This is a genomic window from Bordetella genomosp. 13, from assembly GCF_002119665.1.
Classification (GTDB): Bacteria; Pseudomonadota; Gammaproteobacteria; order Burkholderiales; family Burkholderiaceae_B; genus Bordetella.
In genome coordinates, this window is the sequence record NZ_CP021111.1 from 534,168 (window position 1) to 549,831 (window position 15,664).

The 15,664-nt window shown below is 67.5% G+C and carries 18 protein-coding genes; 4 read left to right on the plus strand and 14 right to left on the minus strand.

Going from position 1 to position 15,664, the window contains the following annotated elements; all coding sequences use genetic code 11:
• Nucleotides 1–217: 217 nt before the first annotated feature.
• Nucleotides 218–1,705, plus strand: coding sequence for an ATPase domain-containing protein (locus CAL15_RS02425; protein WP_086077175.1), 1,488 nt, complete (start codon nucleotides 218–220; stop codon nucleotides 1,703–1,705).
• Nucleotides 1,698–3,437: an ATP-binding protein gene (locus CAL15_RS02430; RefSeq protein ID WP_086077176.1), complete on the plus strand. Its 1,740-nt coding sequence runs from the start codon at nucleotides 1,698–1,700 to the stop codon at nucleotides 3,435–3,437. The genes CAL15_RS02425 and CAL15_RS02430 overlap by 8 nt, the downstream gene beginning before the upstream one ends.
• 38 nt (nucleotides 3,438–3,475) lie before the next feature.
• Here CAL15_RS02430 and CAL15_RS02435 read toward each other — a convergent pair whose 3' ends face one another.
• The 4 genes from CAL15_RS02435 to CAL15_RS02450 are packed head-to-tail and all read right to left on the minus strand — an operon-like array spanning nucleotide 3,476 to nucleotide 5,826.
• On the minus strand, nucleotides 3,476–3,967 hold the full coding sequence (locus CAL15_RS02435) for a peroxiredoxin family protein (protein WP_086077177.1): 492 nt from the start codon (nucleotides 3,965–3,967) through the stop codon (nucleotides 3,476–3,478).
• Nucleotides 3,964–4,719 carry a BON domain-containing protein gene (locus tag CAL15_RS02440; RefSeq protein ID WP_086077178.1) on the minus strand — a complete coding sequence of 252 codons (756 nt, stop codon included), beginning with the start codon at nucleotides 4,717–4,719 and terminating at the stop codon, nucleotides 3,964–3,966. The genes CAL15_RS02435 and CAL15_RS02440 overlap by 4 nt, the downstream gene beginning before the upstream one ends.
• Entirely contained in the window at nucleotides 4,719–5,312 is a 594-nt protein-coding gene (locus CAL15_RS02445) for a phosphoheptose isomerase (RefSeq protein ID WP_198299129.1), read from the minus strand. The genes CAL15_RS02440 and CAL15_RS02445 overlap by 1 nt, the downstream gene beginning before the upstream one ends.
• Before the next feature lie 16 nt (nucleotides 5,313–5,328).
• Nucleotides 5,329–5,826: a YraN family protein gene (locus CAL15_RS02450; RefSeq protein ID WP_086077180.1), complete on the minus strand. Its 498-nt coding sequence runs from the start codon at nucleotides 5,824–5,826 to the stop codon at nucleotides 5,329–5,331.
• A 154-nt stretch (nucleotides 5,827–5,980) separates the two neighbouring features.
• On the opposite strand from CAL15_RS02450, the gene rsmI reads away from it, so the two are divergent.
• Together rsmI and CAL15_RS02460 are read left to right on the plus strand one after the other, a co-directional pair.
• On the plus strand, nucleotides 5,981–6,925 hold the full coding sequence (gene rsmI, locus CAL15_RS02455) for a 16S rRNA (cytidine(1402)-2'-O)-methyltransferase (protein ID WP_086077181.1): 945 nt from the start codon (nucleotides 5,981–5,983) through the stop codon (nucleotides 6,923–6,925).
• The gene (locus CAL15_RS02460; protein WP_086077182.1) at nucleotides 6,922–7,485 is read left to right on the plus strand and encodes a methylated-DNA--[protein]-cysteine S-methyltransferase; all 564 of its coding nucleotides are present in this window, start codon (nucleotides 6,922–6,924) and stop codon (nucleotides 7,483–7,485) included. Before rsmI ends, CAL15_RS02460 begins: the two co-directional genes overlap by 4 nt.
• Nucleotides 7,486–7,519: 34 nt before the next feature.
• Here the strand turns inward: CAL15_RS02460 and CAL15_RS02465 are convergent, their stop codons facing one another.
• The 10 genes from CAL15_RS02465 to CAL15_RS02510 form a co-directional block, all read right to left on the minus strand.
• Nucleotides 7,520–8,485, minus strand: coding sequence for a septal ring lytic transglycosylase RlpA family protein (locus tag CAL15_RS02465; protein ID WP_086077183.1), 966 nt, complete (start codon nucleotides 8,483–8,485; stop codon nucleotides 7,520–7,522).
• 19 nt (nucleotides 8,486–8,504) lie between these two features.
• Nucleotides 8,505–9,374, minus strand: coding sequence for an RNase adapter RapZ (gene rapZ / locus CAL15_RS02470; RefSeq protein WP_086077184.1), 870 nt, complete (start codon nucleotides 9,372–9,374; stop codon nucleotides 8,505–8,507).
• A 237-nt stretch (nucleotides 9,375–9,611) separates the two neighbouring features.
• Nucleotides 9,612–10,538, minus strand: coding sequence for an HPr(Ser) kinase/phosphatase (hprK, locus tag CAL15_RS02475; RefSeq protein ID WP_086077185.1), 927 nt, complete (start codon nucleotides 10,536–10,538; stop codon nucleotides 9,612–9,614).
• Nucleotides 10,539–10,545: 7 nt separating this feature from the next.
• On the minus strand, nucleotides 10,546–11,001 hold the full coding sequence (locus tag CAL15_RS02480; RefSeq protein ID WP_086077186.1) for a PTS sugar transporter subunit IIA: 456 nt from the start codon (nucleotides 10,999–11,001) through the stop codon (nucleotides 10,546–10,548).
• Nucleotides 11,002–11,310: 309 nt separating this feature from the next.
• Nucleotides 11,311–11,649 (minus strand): ribosome hibernation-promoting factor, HPF/YfiA family, encoded by a 339-nt coding sequence (hpf, locus tag CAL15_RS02485; RefSeq protein WP_086077187.1) that lies wholly within the window; start codon nucleotides 11,647–11,649, stop codon nucleotides 11,311–11,313.
• 218 nt (nucleotides 11,650–11,867) lie between these two features.
• Nucleotides 11,868–12,659, minus strand: a complete 792-nt coding sequence (gene lptB, locus CAL15_RS02490) for an LPS export ABC transporter ATP-binding protein (protein WP_086077188.1) — start codon at nucleotides 12,657–12,659, stop codon at nucleotides 11,868–11,870.
• Nucleotides 12,660–12,697: 38 nt separating this feature from the next.
• Nucleotides 12,698–13,345 (minus strand): lipopolysaccharide transport periplasmic protein LptA, encoded by a 648-nt coding sequence (gene lptA, locus CAL15_RS02495; protein ID WP_086077189.1) that lies wholly within the window; start codon nucleotides 13,343–13,345, stop codon nucleotides 12,698–12,700.
• Nucleotides 13,342–13,986 (minus strand): LPS export ABC transporter periplasmic protein LptC, encoded by a 645-nt coding sequence (gene lptC / locus CAL15_RS02500; RefSeq protein ID WP_086077190.1) that lies wholly within the window; start codon nucleotides 13,984–13,986, stop codon nucleotides 13,342–13,344. The genes lptA and lptC overlap by 4 nt, the downstream gene beginning before the upstream one ends.
• Before the next feature lie 9 nt (nucleotides 13,987–13,995).
• Entirely contained in the window at nucleotides 13,996–14,595 is a 600-nt protein-coding gene (locus CAL15_RS02505; protein ID WP_086077191.1) for a KdsC family phosphatase, read from the minus strand.
• An 11-nt stretch (nucleotides 14,596–14,606) separates the two neighbouring features.
• On the minus strand, nucleotides 14,607–15,596 hold the full coding sequence (locus CAL15_RS02510; RefSeq protein ID WP_086077192.1) for a KpsF/GutQ family sugar-phosphate isomerase: 990 nt from the start codon (nucleotides 15,594–15,596) through the stop codon (nucleotides 14,607–14,609).
• Nucleotides 15,597–15,664 lie beyond the last annotated feature (68 nt).

Genomic DNA, 15,664 nt, shown 5'->3' on the forward strand with positions numbered 1-15,664 from the left:
CCTCTCCCGGCGTGGGCGCCCTCCGTGCACGCCGACCTAAAAATGGTGACGTGTCACGATATCGGTGGTAACAACCACGAACACTTGCACGCGCCATGACCGGCGAAGCCGTCTAGGATGTAACCAGGACGACCGCAGGCCGTCTGCCCTAGGTAGTAGGCCTGTCGTCAGGTGTCGGCGCCCTTTGCGCCGGAACAACCTGCAAGGGAGGGCAGAAATGGATCTGATCAGCAGCGGTAATGCGGGACTGGATTTCATCCTGCATGGTGGGCTGCCCCCGAGACGCCTCTATCTGGTCGAGGGGGCGCCTGGCTCCGGCAAGACCACCCTGGCGCTCGAATTCCTGCGCGCGGGCGTGCAGGAAGGGCAGCGATCGCTTTATGTCACCTTGTCCGAAACGCGCGAAGAGCTCGCGGTAGTTGCAGCTTCGCATGGTTGGGACATCGACGATTTCGAAGTCTTCGAACTCAGCGCCGTCGACCAGGTCATAGGCGACGGCCGCGAGCAGTCTATTCTCCACCCGTGGGAGATGGAACTGGGCGAGACAATCAAGCTGATCCAGCAGGAAGTGGATCGTCTGCAGCCGCAGCGCGTCGTGTTCGACAGCCTGTCCGAGCTGCGGCTGCTGGCGCAGGACCCCATGCGCTATCGTCGCCAGGTGCTGGCCCTGAAGCAATTCTTCGCGGGCCGCAATTCCACGGTGATTCTGGTGGATGACATGACCGGGATGGGCGGGGGGCAGGATTCCGACCTGCACAGCCTGTGCCACGGCGTCATCAGCCTCGAGCGCCTGACGCTGGACTATGGCCCGTCGCGCAGGCGTCTGCACGTGCAGAAGCTGCGCGGCGTGGATTTTCTTGCGGGCTACCATGATTTCTCGATCCGCACCGGCGGCCTCGAGATCTACCCGCGCCTGGTGGCGGCGGATCATCATGCCCCGTTCACGGGCGAGCCCGTTTCCAGCGGCGTGCCGGAACTGGATTCTCTGCTCAACGGCGGCCCGCTGCGCGGCACCAGCACGCTGATCACCGGGCCGGCGGGCACCGGGAAAACGACCATCGCGCTGCAGTACCTGCATGCTGCCTGCGCGCGCGGAGAGTGTGCGACGATATTCGAGTTCGACGAGCGCGTCGGCACGCTGGGCGCACGCGCGCAGGCCTTCGGACTGAACATTGGTCGGTACATCGAGAACGGGTCCCTGGCCATCAAGCAGGTGGATCCCGCCGCGCTGTCGCCGGGCGAGTTCACCTCGCTCGTCAGGCGCGAAGTAGAGAAGCGGAACATCAAGATGCTGGTGATCGACAGCCTGAACGGCTATATGGCGGCGATGCAGCAAGAGAGGCAACTGATCCTGCAGATGCACGAGCTGCTTTCCTATCTCAGCCAGAAGGGCGTCGTCACCCTCCTCATCAATCCGCAGCAGGGCCTGCTGGGATCGATGTCCACCAATCTGAACATCTCGTATGTCGCCGATGCGGTGCTGCTGTTGCGTTTCTTCGAAGCCGGCGGCCGGATGCGCAAGGCGATCTCGGTCGTGAAGAACCGCGGAGGCCCCCACGAAGACGCGATCCGCGAGCTCAGGATCGATGTTTCCGGCGTCAGAGTGGGCGAGCCGCTTACTGCCTTCCGGGGCGTCATGACGGGCACGCCGGAATATACCGGCGAGTCGAAACCATTGATGGAAAGCCGGAATAGCCATGGCTAGCCCGACGGCCGAGGGGCGTGAAGTCCTCATTTGCGCGCCCTATGGCCGCGATGCGGACAGCGCCGCCCAATTGCTGCTCAGACAGGGCTACCCCGCGACGGTGCATGCGGATCTTGCTTCGCTTGCCGCGGCGCTAGACGAGCACGTAGGCGTAGTGCTGCTGACGGAGGAGGCTCTGCGGTCCGGCGCCGACGAGCTGCAGGCCGCCCTGAAGCGGCAGCACGACTGGTCCGATATCCCGTTCGTCATCCTCGCCGCAACGCGCACGGCGCAGGCGCGGTCCACTGAACTGATTCGCACGCGGCTTTGGACGATGTTCAGCAATGCCATCGTGCTGGAGCGCCCCCTGGGCCGCCATTCGCTGCTCAGCGCCATCGATTCGGCGATCCGTTCGCGCCGCAGGCAGTTCGAAATGCGGGACCGCCTGGTCGAGCGCGATCGTGCCCGTCAGGAACTGGCCGAAAGCAACGCGCGCCTGCTGGCTTTGAACGAAACGCTCGAAGAGCGCGTGCAGGAGCGTACCGCGCGCTTGATGCAGGCCGAGGCGGCACTGCGGCAAAGCCAGAAAATGGAGGCGGTGGGCCAACTGACGGGCGGCATCGCCCATGATTTCAACAACATGTTGACCGGCGTCATCGGCGCGATGGACATCATGCGCCGCCGGATGGACGCCGGCCGATTCGATGGCCTGGAGCGCTACATGGAGGCGGCCTCCACGTCCGCGCAACGGGCCGCCACGTTGACCGCCCGGCTGCTCGCGTTCTCGCGCCGCCAGTCACTGGATGCCAAGCCGCTGGACGTGGCGTTGCTGCTGCGGTCCCTGCACGAACTCCTGCGGCGCACGCTGCGTGAATCGATCGACCTGCGCATCGTCACCGGGGACGAACTGCCGCATGCGGTCGCCGACGCGAACCAGCTCGAGAGCGCGATCCTGAACCTGGTGATCAATGCCCGCGACGCAATGCCTGACGGCGGGCAACTGACCGTGGAAGCCCGCGCTATCGACATCGGAGACGACTACGCCACCGTCAACCCGGAACTGAGTCCGGGACGGTACGTGATAGTGAGCGTCACGGACACCGGCGTGGGGATGTCGCCGGAGTTGGTCGACAAGGCGTTCGAACCGTTCTTCACCACGAAGGCGGTGGGCCAGGGAACCGGCCTGGGCCTGTCCATGGTCTATGGTTTTGCGCGCCAGTCCGGCGGCCAGGTCCGCATCCACAGCCGGGAAGGCGTGGGCACGGCGGTATCCATCTATCTGCGCAGTTCGCAGACGGCGCCGGCCGACGTCGCGCCCAAGCTTCCGACGCAGGCGCCGCACGGGGCGGGCGAGCACGTGCTGGTAGTGGAAGACGACGCGTCCGTCCGGCTGCTGATCAAGGACGTGCTGGAAGAGTTGTCGTACCAGCCGGTGGAGGCCGCCGAGGCCGAAGCCGCGCTGGCCGTGCTGCGGTCCGACCGCCCCGTTCGCTTGATGATCTCCGACGTGGGCTTGCCCGGCATGAACGGGCGGCAGCTTGCCGAGGCCGCACGCCAGCATCGTCCCGACCTGCCGATCCTGTTCGTGACCGGCTATGCCGAGAACGCGGCGATCCGTGCGGGTTTTCTAGGCACGAACATGGAAATGATCACGAAGCCGTTTGCGCTGGATGCGCTGGCGGCCAAGATATCGGAGATGCTTACCCGGGCAGACGGGGGCAATCCGGCCGTGCCGCCTGAAGCGCCGCGATAAGCGGCGCCGCCTGTCGCCTGGATATGCTGGCGCGCCGATCAGCCCGCCAGCGCCTTCTGCACCGTGGCGTGGAACTCGGCCTGGTCGTATTCGCCCAGGTAGCGCTTGATGATGTGCCCGCGCTTGTCGATCAGGAAGGCCGTGGGCGTGAGGCGGACGTCGCCGAAGGCCTTGGCCAGTTCGCCCTTGGTGTCCAGCGCCACCGGGAACGGCAGCTTGCGGGTTTCGGCGAAATTGAGCACGTAGTTGGGCGGATCGTAGGCCATGGCGACCGCCACTGCCTGGTAGCCCTGCGCCGAGTACTGGTTGTACGCCTTGATGGTGTCGGGCATCTGCTTCACGCAGGTGACGCAGCTGGTGGCCCAGAACTTGACCAGCACGACTTGGCCGCGCAGGTCGTGCATGCTGACCTGCTTGCCGTCCAGCATGGTGAAGGTGACGTCGGGCGCGGTGGGGGCGGGACGCCAGACGAACCAGCCGCCGATGCCGGCGGCCACCACGACAGCAAGGGCGAGGATCAGCTTTTTCATTTGATGGGCATCGTCTGCAAGGCGCCGCCCGCATCGGTGCCGGTCGTGCCGACCTGGCCGTTCTCGATGGGCGCCTGGGTGGAAGCGGGCGTGGCGGAGGATTCGGGCTTGGCCGGCTCGACCTGGTTGCTGGCGCCGCCCGACAGGCGCACGGCCTCGTCGCGGCTGATGATGTCGAACAGCTTGACGACCTTGCTGACGCCGCCGACGCCGGCCGCCGACGAGGCGGCGTAGTCGCCCTCGACCTTGGTGACCTTGCCCATCAGGTACACCACGCCCCGGTCGGTGGTGACGGTGATGGCGCTGGAGGGCACGTAGCGCGCATTGAGCAGCGCCGTGTGAACTTTGGAACTGAGCCAGGAATCGTTGCTGCGCGTGCCGAAGGAGGCGGCGGGGCCCACGTTGAGCTGGTTGACCACGGCTTTGACGTGCTCGACGCGCTGCGCGATGGAAGTGGCCTCGGCCTTCGCCGCTTCGGTAGGCACGTCGCCGGTGAGCAGGACGCGCCCTTCGTAGGCGGTGGCGTTGACGCGCGCGGCGTCGCCCAGCTTCTGCGAGATCTGGCTTTGCGCCTTGAACGCGATGTTCTGGTCTTCGAGTTGGATGCCCGAGGTACGCCGGTCGGTGGCGACCACGGCCGTGGTGGCTGCCGCGCCGCCCACCAGCAGGGGCACGCAGCCCGGCAGGGCAATGGCGCAGGCCAGGGCGGCCGCCAGCAGCGGCGCGCGGACGACGGATGCGTCGCGGGTCATTATTCGGTGTCTCCTAGCAGTAGGGCGTCTATGCCGTCGCACAGCGCATGCAGCAGCAGGCCATGGACCTCTTGAATGCGCATGGTGCGGTCGTGCCCGACACAGAGATGGACGTCCTGCGGCGTGATCAGTTCCCCGATGATGCCGCCGCCCTTGCCGGTGAGGGCGATGACGTGCATGTCGCGGTCGCGCGCGGCTTCGATGGCGCGCACCACGTTGGGTGAATTGCCGCTGGTGGACAGCGCCACGAGCACGTCGCCCGGCTGGCCCAGGGCGCTGACCTGGCGTTCGAACACTTCGTCGAAGCCGTAGTCGTTGCCCACGGCGGTGAGGATGGAAGTGTCGGCGCTGAGCGTGATGCCCGCCAGCGGCAGGCGTTCGCGCTCGAAACGGCCGACCAGTTCGGCGATGAAGTGCTGGGCATCCGCCGCCGAGCCGCCGTTGCCGCAGGCCAGGATCTTGCCGTTGTTGGCCAGGGCCGAGAACAGGACGTCGACCCCGGCGGCCAGGGGCGCGGCCAGGGTGTGCATGCTTGCTTCGAACAGGACGATCGCATCGCGGAAATGCGACGTCATCCGGGAGGTCATATCCATGGCCGGCATTATCTCACTATCCGTTGTCGACGCTGAAGGCGGCTTGCACCCATTCCACCTTGGCGCCGTCGAACAGCACGGCGTCGAATCGCACCGGCGGGAGCCGGCCGTTCCAGTGCCGCTGCGCCAGGCGCGGCAGCAGCAGCGCCGCGGCGCGCGCCAGCCGGCGCTGCTTGGCGCGGTCGATGCTGGCCGCCGCGCCGCCGTAGCGTTCGCTGCCGCGCGCCCTCACCTCCACCAGGACCAGCGTGTCGCCATCGCGCAGCGCCAGGTCGATCTCGCCGGGCGTCGCGCGCAGATTGCGCGCCAGGGGCTGCAGGCCATGGCGTGCCAGCAGTTCCAGCGCCCGTTCCTCGAACGCCAGGCCGCGCCGCTGTGTGGGCGACAGGCGAGGAGGATCCGCCTCGTCCGCGCCCGCGCGCCGCGTGCGCGGACGGCGCTTGCGCATGCGGCGGCGGCGTTCGGCGGCCAGGGCGTAGGCGAGGGTGGAAGGATCGGAATGGTCGTCTGGCATGGCGCGAGGGTCGAGCCGGTCTTTTCGATGTGAGCCCGTCGGCCATGGACACGGTGCAGGCATCGCGAAGGGCCTGGCGGGTTCGCGGGACGGTCGGGGCAGATTCGTGGCAGGGGCTACACTGGCACAGTTCTCACTGCCGCGAAGCTATGCGATGAATGAAGATGTCTCACCGCTTGCGGGCGATGCGTGGCGGCGCGTGGCCGAACGCGTGGCCGCGCAGCATTGGCCGCAGGCCACGCTGTACGTCGTGGCCACGCCCATCGGCAATCTCGGCGACCTGGGGTTGCGAGCCTGGCACGCGCTGGCGCGGGCCGACGTCATCGCGGCCGAGGACACGCGCGCCAGCCGCACGCTGCTGGATGCCTGGGGCGTGGCCACCCCCTTGATGGCGGCCCATCGCCACAACGAAGCGGCGGCCGCGCAGGCGATCTGCGAGCGCCTGGCGCAGGGCCAGCGCGTGGCGCTGGTCTCCGACGCCGGCGCGCCGGCCGTCAGCGATCCGGGCGCCCGGGTGGTGCGCGCGGTGCGCGAAGCCGGCTATGGCGTGGTGCCCATCCCCGGTCCCAGCGCCGTCATCGCGGCGCTGATGGGCAGCGGCGCCACGTCCGATGAGAATCCCGCCTACGCCTTCGCCGGTTTCGCGCCGTCCAAGGCCGCCGCGCGCCAGCGCTGGCTGCGCACGTGGTGCGCCTTGCCGGCGCCCGTGCTGATGTTCGAGTCGCCGCACCGCCTGGCGGCCACGCTCGCCGACCTGCTCGAGGTGTGCGGTCCGGCACGCCGCCTGACCGTGGCGCGCGAACTGACCAAACGCTTCGAAGAGATCGCCACCCTGCCGCTGGGCGACGCGGCCGCCTGGCTGGCCGCCGACGCCCACCGCGGGCAGGGCGAGTTCGTGCTGATTGTGCACGAGGCCGTGTCCGCGCCCGCGGACGAGGACGGCGATGATCAGGCCGATCCGCAGACCGATGCCCTGCTGGATGCCTTGCTGGAAAGCCTGTCGGTGCGCGATGCCGTGCGCGTGGCGGCGCGGGTCACCGGCCAGCCGCGCGACCGCCTGTACAACCGCGCGTTGGCGCGCAAGGAGCAGCACGCATGACGGACGGACCATCGCCGGACGACGCCGTGCTGCGGTATCAGGACGTCGCCACCCGCCTGGGCACGCTCCGCGTGGTCTGCCGCGGCGCGGCACTGTGCGAGGCATTCTTCGTGGATGGCGAGATCCCGGCGGCGCCCGCCGACTGGCTGTGCGAATCCACCCCCGTCCTGCGGCAGGCCGAGCGAGAACTGGCCGAGTGGTTCGCCGGCCAGCGCCGCCATTTCGACGTGGCGATGCAGCCCGTGGGCACCGAATTCCAGCGGCAGGTCTGGCGCGGGCTGCAGGAACTGTCGTTCGGGGAAGTGATCAGCTATGGCGAACTGGCGCGCCGCATCGGCCGGCCCAAGGCGATACGGCCGCTGGGCGGCGCGGTGGGCCGCAACCCGCTGGTGGTCTTCATCCCCTGCCATCGCGTGATCGGTTACGACACCTCGCTGACCGGCTTCAGCAGCGGCCTGGCGCGCAAGCACGAACTGCTGGCCCACGAGGGGCACCGTTACGTCGGGCCGGATGCCCGGGCCCGGCGCGTGGCCGACGGCCAGGCGGTACTGCCCTTTTAGCCCGGTCCGGCGGCCGGGCTCATGCGCCGGCCGTTCAGCGCGAGGCCAGAGAAGGCAGGATGCCGGTGCGGTCGGACACCTGCTGCACAGCGCTGAGCGCGGCTTCGCGATTGGCGTACGGCCCGATCTTCACCCGATAGACCTGGTTGCTCTGCTCGATGACGGCGGGCGGGATGTCGCCGCCCAGCTGCGTGTTGATGCGGCTGACCAGCGATTGCGCATTGGCCTGCTGGCTGAAGGCGCCCACCTGCAGGTAATAGGCGCCGGTGGGCAGCGTGGCCGAAGCCGGCGTCACCATGCCGGCGGGAACGGAGACGGCCGGCGGCGCGGGCCTTGCCGGCAGTGCCGACGCCTGGCTGCCGCTGCCCGCCGCAATGGGCGTGGCCACGGGCGCGTTGTCCGACGCGGCGGGGCCTCCGTTGGCCAGCATCGTTCGGATCTCGTTGGGCAATATGCGCTCGACGGTGACGGGCCCGCTGCCCGGCCCGATGATGCCCAGCTTGTAGGCCGCCACGTACGACAGGTCCATGATGCGGTCGCTGTGGAATGGCCCGCGGTCGTTCACGCGCACGACGACGGTGCGGCCGTTGATCTTGCTGGTGACCCGTACGTAGCTGGGAATCGGCAGCGTGGGATGCGCGGCCGTCATGGCGTACATGTCGTAGGTCTCGCCGTTGGACGTGGAATTGCCATGGAACTTGCGGCCGTACCACGAGGCCACGCCTTCCTGACGGAACGGGTTTTCTTCGACATTGGGCACGTAGCGCTTGCCGAACACCACGTAGGGCCGGTTGGCCCCGCTGGCCAGGGGCTCGAGCCTTGGCACGGCATCCGGGATGGCTTCAATGTCGGCCGGCGGATTGTCGCCCGGGCCATCGTCCTTGTAGTAACCACCGCCGCCCGCGCTGGCGCTGGGCCGTTTCCCGGTGGACGAGCATCCCGCCATGACAGCGGCCAGAAGCAGGATCGCCACGAGGGCATACGAGCGGGACAGGGTCATGGTTCGATGGTCGGCAGTGTCATTCGTCCGGCAATTGCGTGCGGTGGCGCACCAGCAGCGGCTGGTGGTCGGAAAAAATGCGGGCCAGCTGTTCCACCACGTACACCGAGCGGTGCTGCCCGCCCGTGCAACCCACCGCCACGGTGAGGTAGTTGCGGGTGTCCTTGGTGTACTCGGGCAGCCAGCGGCGGATGAACGCGGTGATGTCGTCGATCATGTGGCACACCACGTCGAATCCGGCCAGCCAGTTGGCGACGGGTTCGTCGCGCCCGGTGAGCGGGCGCAGCGTGCTGTCGTAGTACGGGTTCGGCAGGCAGCGCGCGTCGAACACCAGGTCGGCGCTGTTGGGCACGCCGCGCTTGTATGCGAAGGATTCGAAGGTCAGCACCAGCGGCGCGCGGTCGGCCTGGATCAGGTCGCGCATCCAGGCGCGCAGCTGGCCGGGCGTGAGGCCCGAGGTGTCGATGACGTGCGCCTGTTCGCGCAGCGGCGCCAGCATGTCGCGCTCGAGTGCGATGCAGCCGGTGAGCGAGGGATTGCGTCCCAGGCGGGCCGCGCGATCGGTGAGCGGATGGCGGCGGCGCGACTCGGAATACCGCTGGACCAGCGTGCCCGTGTCGGCATCGAGAAAGACGACGCGCAGGCTGGTGCCCATGGCGCGCAGTGCCTTGATGGCGTCGGGAAGCTCGGCCAGTTCGCCGGGCGAACGCACGTCGATGGCGATGGCCACGCGTTCCATGCTGTCATCGGCAGTGGTCGTTGCGATGAACTCACTGAGGAAGCGCACCGGCAGGTTGTCGATGCAGGTGTAGCCAGTGTCTTCCAGCATGCGCAGGGCGACGGACTTGCCGGAGCCTGAGATACCGGTAATTAGGACGACGCTCAACATGGCAGTGATTGTGGCACGGTTTACGGCGATTGACGGCTGAAAAGTTGGCCCCGGGGCTGCTGGCGCTGCCTGCCGGCCCATGGGGGGCGGATTTCCGCACCCTGATGACGCCCATCCGGTACACGTCTAGATGTTACCGGACGACCGTCAAGGGAATATTTCATCGCGGCCGTTCGGCCCTGAGCCGCAATGCTGCCGCGCCGCGCCGCGCCGCGCCGCGCCGCGCCGGTCCGCTGCCTACTTGCTGTTCTGCAGGATCGCCATGGCCTGGCGTTCCATGAACTCGCCCAGCGTATCGATGCCGCGCAGCTTGAGAATGGTGTTGCGCACCGCGGCCTCGACCAGCACCGCCAGGTTGCGGCCGGCCGCGACCTGCAGCATGACCTTGCGCACGGGCAGGCCCAGCATGTCCTGCGTGATGTCCTGCAGCGGCAGGCGCTCGAACTTGTCCTGGGCGCTGGCGCGCACCAGGTGCACAATGAGCTTCAGGCGCATCTTGCGGCGCACCGAGGTCTCGCCGAAGATGGTGCGGATGTCCAGCAGGCCCAGGCCGCGCACTTCGAGCAGGTTCTGCAGCAGCTGCGGACAGTGGCCTTCGATCATGTTGGGTGCGGTGCGCGAGAACTCCACCGCGTCGTCGGCCACCAGGCCATGGCCGCGCGAAATCAGTTCGAGCGCCAGTTCGCTCTTGCCCAGGCCGGATTCGCCGGTGATCAGTACGCCCAGGCCGAGTACGTCCATGAACACGCCGTGCACGGTAGTGGTGGGCGCCAGCTTCTTGCCCAGGTAGATGCGCAACAGGTCGATCAGCTGCGCGGCGGCCACGGGCGTGGACAGCAGCGGCACCTGATGCTGTTCGCATTGGTCGACCAGGTCTTGCGGCGGCGTCAGGCCGTCGGCAAGCAGGATGGCCGGCACGCCGCCGATCAGCAGCTCGTCCATATGGTGCATGCGGCGGCGCAGGTCGAAGCGCGTGTAATACGCCAGCTCTTCCTGGCCGAAGACCTGGACGCGCGACGGGTGGATGAGGTTGAGGTGGCCGACCAGATCGGCGGCGGCCATGCCGTCGTCGGGGATGGCCCGGTCGCCCGCATTGGCGCCGGCTATCCAGTGGAACGGGATCTTGTCGGCATTGTCGTCGACCAGTTCCTGGACGGTGAGCATGGCGGTATCAGAGTTGTCCGGTGGTAAGCATGCGATGCACCGCGGTCGCGTCGGCCTCGGTGGCCAGCGCATCGCGCAGCGGCTTGTTCGACATCAGCTGCGCCAGTTCGGCCAGGATGTCCAGGTGCTGCTGCGTGGCGGTTTCGGGAACCAGCAGGCACAGCAGCATGCTGACCGGCTGGCCGTCGGGAGCGTCGAACTGGATCGGCTGGGCAAGGCGCAGGAACGCGGCCTGCGCCTGGTCCAGGCCCTTGACGCGGCCGTGGGGTACGGCCACGCCCTGTCCCAATGCGGTGGATCCCAGGCGTTCGCGTGCAAACAGGCTGTCGAACACGACGGAGCGGGCCAGGCCATGATGGTTTTCGAACAATAAGCCGGCTTGTTCGAATGCCCGCTTCTTGCTGGTGGCCGGCATGTCGAGCACGACGTTGCCGACGGGAAGGATGCGCGACAGATGATTCATGCGAAGTATTATAAGTTTTTATGTCGCAGTGCAAAAAAGACGTGGTCCGGATCTCCGGCGGCCCGCCGGCGCGCCGCCGGGAAGGCGGGGCGGCCGCGGGGACGCCCCGGGCACCGCGAGTTGATTCACAAGCATAGCCGCATGCTGCCTGGCCTGGGAAGGGCAGTCGGAGCAAGCAGGGGTTGCGCGATGGGAAAACCTGGCGGCCGATGTCCCGGCAGGGTAGCGCTTACCGCGGGACATCGGGCTGTGGGCCGCTACGGACCCTGAGTCAGGCACAGGCGTTCAGTGTATGGACGCCATCTGGCATCACACCGACTGCTGCGCCATGGCGGCTGCTTGCCGCTTGACGGAATCGGTGGCGTGACTCTGCACTTTGTCCTTGTGCTTCAGGACCTGGCGGTCGATCTTGTCGGCCAGCAGGTCGATGGCTGCGTAGAGGTTATCGTCCACTGCCTCGCAATGGATGTCCTTGCCTCGCAGGCGCATGGTGATCTCGGCTCGGTGGCGCAGGGGCTCCACTGAGAGCATGACCTGGGTATCGATGACGTGATCGAAATGCCGTAGCACTCGCGCCAGTTTGTTCATGACATATTCCCGGATGGCCGGGGTGACGTCGAGATGACGACCGCAGATGCTCAGGTTCATAAGTTGCTCTCCTTCAAAAAAAGAGAAAAAACGGTGCGCAGGATGCGCGTGTCGAGTCGTTAGGCGATCCTCCTGTAGAGCTGTCATCAAATGGTCTTCAATACCTAGTGTATAGACTCTGCCGCCCAAAACAAGCGGCGCGGATCACCTAAATTGTGACCGCGCCGGGGGACGTATCGGGGGTGTCCGCAGACGCCGAGCGCCGGGATTTCGGACGCTTACATCCGGAAGTGTTCGCCGAGATAGACGCGGCGTACGGCAGGATCGCCGACGATCTCGTCGGGATGGCCGTCGGTAAGGACTTTGCCTTCGCTGATGATGTAGGCGCGGTCGCAGATGCCCAGCGTTTCGCGCACGTTGTGGTCGGTGATCAGCACGCCGATGCCGCGGCCCTTGAGAAAGCGCACGATGCGCTGGATTTCGATCACCGCGATGGGGTCCACGCCGGCGAACGGTTCGTCGAGCAGGATGAAGCGGGGACGCGTCGCCAGGGCGCGTGCGATTTCGACGCGGCGGCGTTCGCCGCCCGACAGCGAGATGGCCGCGTTGCCGCGGATGTGGCCGATCTGCAGTTCGTCCAGCAGCGCCTCGAGCTCTTCCTTGATCTTGGCATTCGACAGGGCCTTGCCATTGGCGTCGAGCTGCAGTTCGAGCACCGCGCGGATGTTCTGCTCGACGGTGAGGCGGCGGAACACCGAGGCATCCTGCGGCAGATACGACAGCCCTTGACGCGCCCGCTTGTGGATCGGCATGGAGGTGATGGGCGCGTCGTCGATCTCGATGCGCCCGGCATCGGCTGGCACCAGGCCGACGATCATGTAGAAGCTGGTGGTCTTGCCGGCGCCGTTGGGCCCCAGCAGGCCGACCACTTCGCCGCCCGACACGGACAGCGAGACGTCCTGCACCACGGTGCGGCCGTTATATGTTTTGCGCAGGCCGGTGGCGCGCAGGATCCCCCGCTTGGTGCCGGCGACGGCATCGGACAGGACTGACTGATTGGATTGGATCATCGTGGAGCGTAAGGCGGTAGGAGGCATGCCGACGGCGATTACTTGGCTTTCGCGGAATCGGCGGCCGGCTTGCGGCCTTGCTGCGCGCGGCATTGGGCAATGGCGGCATCGGTCTTGGCGCGAGGTTCGGCCAGCGAGCGCACGCGGCCGCCGGGCGCGGACGACTCGGGTCCGCCCTCGGCTTCGTAGGTGCCCGTCTTGTCGTTGTAGCGCACGCGCTGGCCGCGGATGACATCGAAGGGCTTGCCGCAGATGTAGCGCGTGACCACGGCCTGGCCGATCAGGTCGAACTGGCTCTTGCCGCCGTCGTATTCCGCCCGCAGTCCCACGCCTTCCAGCGTTTCGAAGGTCTCGGGGCGTTCCTGGCGCAGCGTCACCATCTTGCCCTTGTTGGCCGTGGCGGTGCCCAGCTGGTTGCCCTGCGCGTCCTCGCGGACTTCGAGGCGGTCGGCGTTGAGCTTCATCAGGCCGCGGGTCAGCACGACGTTGCCCGTGAAAATGCTGAGACGCTTGATGTCGTCGTAGTGCAGGGTGTCCGACAGGATGAGCGTGCTGGGCTCTTCTTCCTGGGCGGCCCCGCCGCCCTTGCCGGACGAGCCGTTCTGGGCCTGCGCATGCGCGCACACGGCGGCCAGCAGCAGGGCGCAGAACAGGCGGGGCAGGGCGGAGGCGATCGGAAGAGTCATGGTTGTTTTGGTTGTTTCTGTGTCGTGTTGGCGTCCGGCGCGCCTTCGCCTTGCTGGCGCTTGCGCGTTTCGGATCCGGCGATCTCGACGTCCGAAGACGACGATACCCGCAGTTGCCGTGTTTTGTTGTCGTAGTGCATGCCCGTACCGTTCATGCGTGAGTTGCCTTTTAACACTTGCGCAGGCAGATCGGTATAGACCACGTCTTCGTCGGGAAGAATGATGAGCTGCTGGCTGCGCACGTCCAGCGGATCGTTGCGCGCGTCTTGCTGGCGATGGATGTGCGCGTCTCCGTTCATCACGATGCGCTCGCCGCCCGCCTCGACCACGGCGGTCTTCGAGATGCCCACGGTGATGGGATTGCCCTCGTGCTGGCCGATGGCCCGCGGCGCCGTGACGTGGTACGAGTCGTCGTCGGGGAAGTGCTCGGCGTAGTCGCCCTCGAGCCGGTTGACGGGCTTGCCCGTGGGATCGGTGCGCAGCATGACGAAGCCGCGCGCCCAGCTGTCCATCTCGTGCGTCAGGCGGCGCGGCGGATCGACCTGCACGGCGCGCTGCGCATAGTCGGCCGCCCACCACGTGCCTATGACCAGTGCGGTCAGCAGGAACAGGGCGATGAGGGCAGGGAAGCGTTCTTTCATCGGCAGGATTTACTGTATGACGCCCCGGTCGAGCAGGCCGGGGCCGGTAAGGAAGCCGCCAAGCCGGCCGCGCGCCGCCAGCAGCAGGTCGCAGCACTCGCGTACGGCGCCGCTGCCGCCCGGCTGGGTGGCGACCCAGTGGGCCGCCTGCGCCACGTAGCCAGGGGCGTTGGGCACGCTGGCCGCAAATCCGGCGCGCGACATGGCCGACAGGTCGATGACGTCGTCGCCCATGAAGCCGGTCTCGGTCAGTTGGACTGCATGGCGCTGGGCAAGTTCAGCCAGGGCCGCACCTTTGTCGCGTACGCCCTGCTGCACGTCCGCGATGCCCAGTTCCGCCGCGCGGCGGGCCACGATGGGGCCGGACCGGCCGGTGACCAGCGCCACCTTCACGCCGCCCTCCATCAGCAGGCGCAGCCCGTGGCCGTCCAGCGAATGGAAGCGCTTGAAGACCTCGCCGTTCTCGCCGTAGTACAGGCTGCCGTCGGTCAGCACGCCGTCGACGTCGAACACCATCAGGCGCACGGCGGCGGCGCGTTCGCGCACGCCGGGCGCGATTCGGGCCAGCACCAGGGCCTCGCCGGGATGCGTGGCGAAAGTAGCGTTCATGATTATTTTCCTCAGACGACCTTCGCGGCCATCAGATCATGGGTGTGCAGGGCGCCGACCAGCTTGCCCTGCGCGTCCACCACCAGCACCTGGTTGAGCCGCAGCTCGTCCATCTGCTGGGCGGCTTCGGCGGCCAGGGCCTCGGGCGCGATGGTGCGCGGCGATCGCGTCATGCCGGCGCTGACGGCCAGTCCGCGCACGTCGCCGTGGCGTTCGATCAGGCGGCGCAGGTCGCCGTCGGTGAAGATGCCCACCGGGTAGCCGTCGGCATCGACGACGGCGGTCATGCCCATGCCCTTGGCCGAGATCTCTTCGAGCGCGCGGAACAGGGGCGCATCCGCGGACACGGTGGGCAGCCCGGCGCCGTGCCGCATGACGTCGCGCACGTGCGTCAGCAGGCGGCGGCCCAGCGCGCCGCCGGGATGCGAGCGCGCGAAGTCTTCGGTGCCGAAGCCGCGTGCCTCGAGACAGGCCACCGCCAGGGCGTCGCCCAGCGCCAGGGCCGCGGTGGTGCTGGCCGTAGGCGCCAGGTTCAGCGGGCAGGCTTCCTGGGCCACGCTGCCGTCCAGGTGCACGTCGGCCAGTTGCGCCAGTTCGGAAGCCGGATTGCCGGTGATGGCGACCAGGCTCGCGCCCATGCGGCGCACGACCGGAAGGATGGTCAGCAATTCCTGGCCGGCGCCCGAATACGAAATGGCGATCAGCACGTCATCGGGCGTGATCATGCCCAGGTCGCCGTGCACGGCCTCGCCGGCATGCATGAAGAATGCGGGCGTGCCGGTGGAAGCCAGCGTGGCGGCGATCTTGCGGGCGATGTGGCCGGTCTTGCCCAGGCCGCTGACGACGACGCGGCCGCGGCAGTCCAGCAGCATCTGCACCACGCGGGTGAAGCTGTCGTCCAGGCGTGTCGACAGATCCTGGATGGCCCGGGCTTCGACCTGGAGCGTGCGGCGGGCCGACGCGATGGCGTCACCGGCCTTGGGGGTGGGGTGATCAATCATTCGCGGGATTTTAATCGTACCCGGGCCCGGTTGCCCGGCCGTACCCCCTATGGCATTCTGGCGGCGGT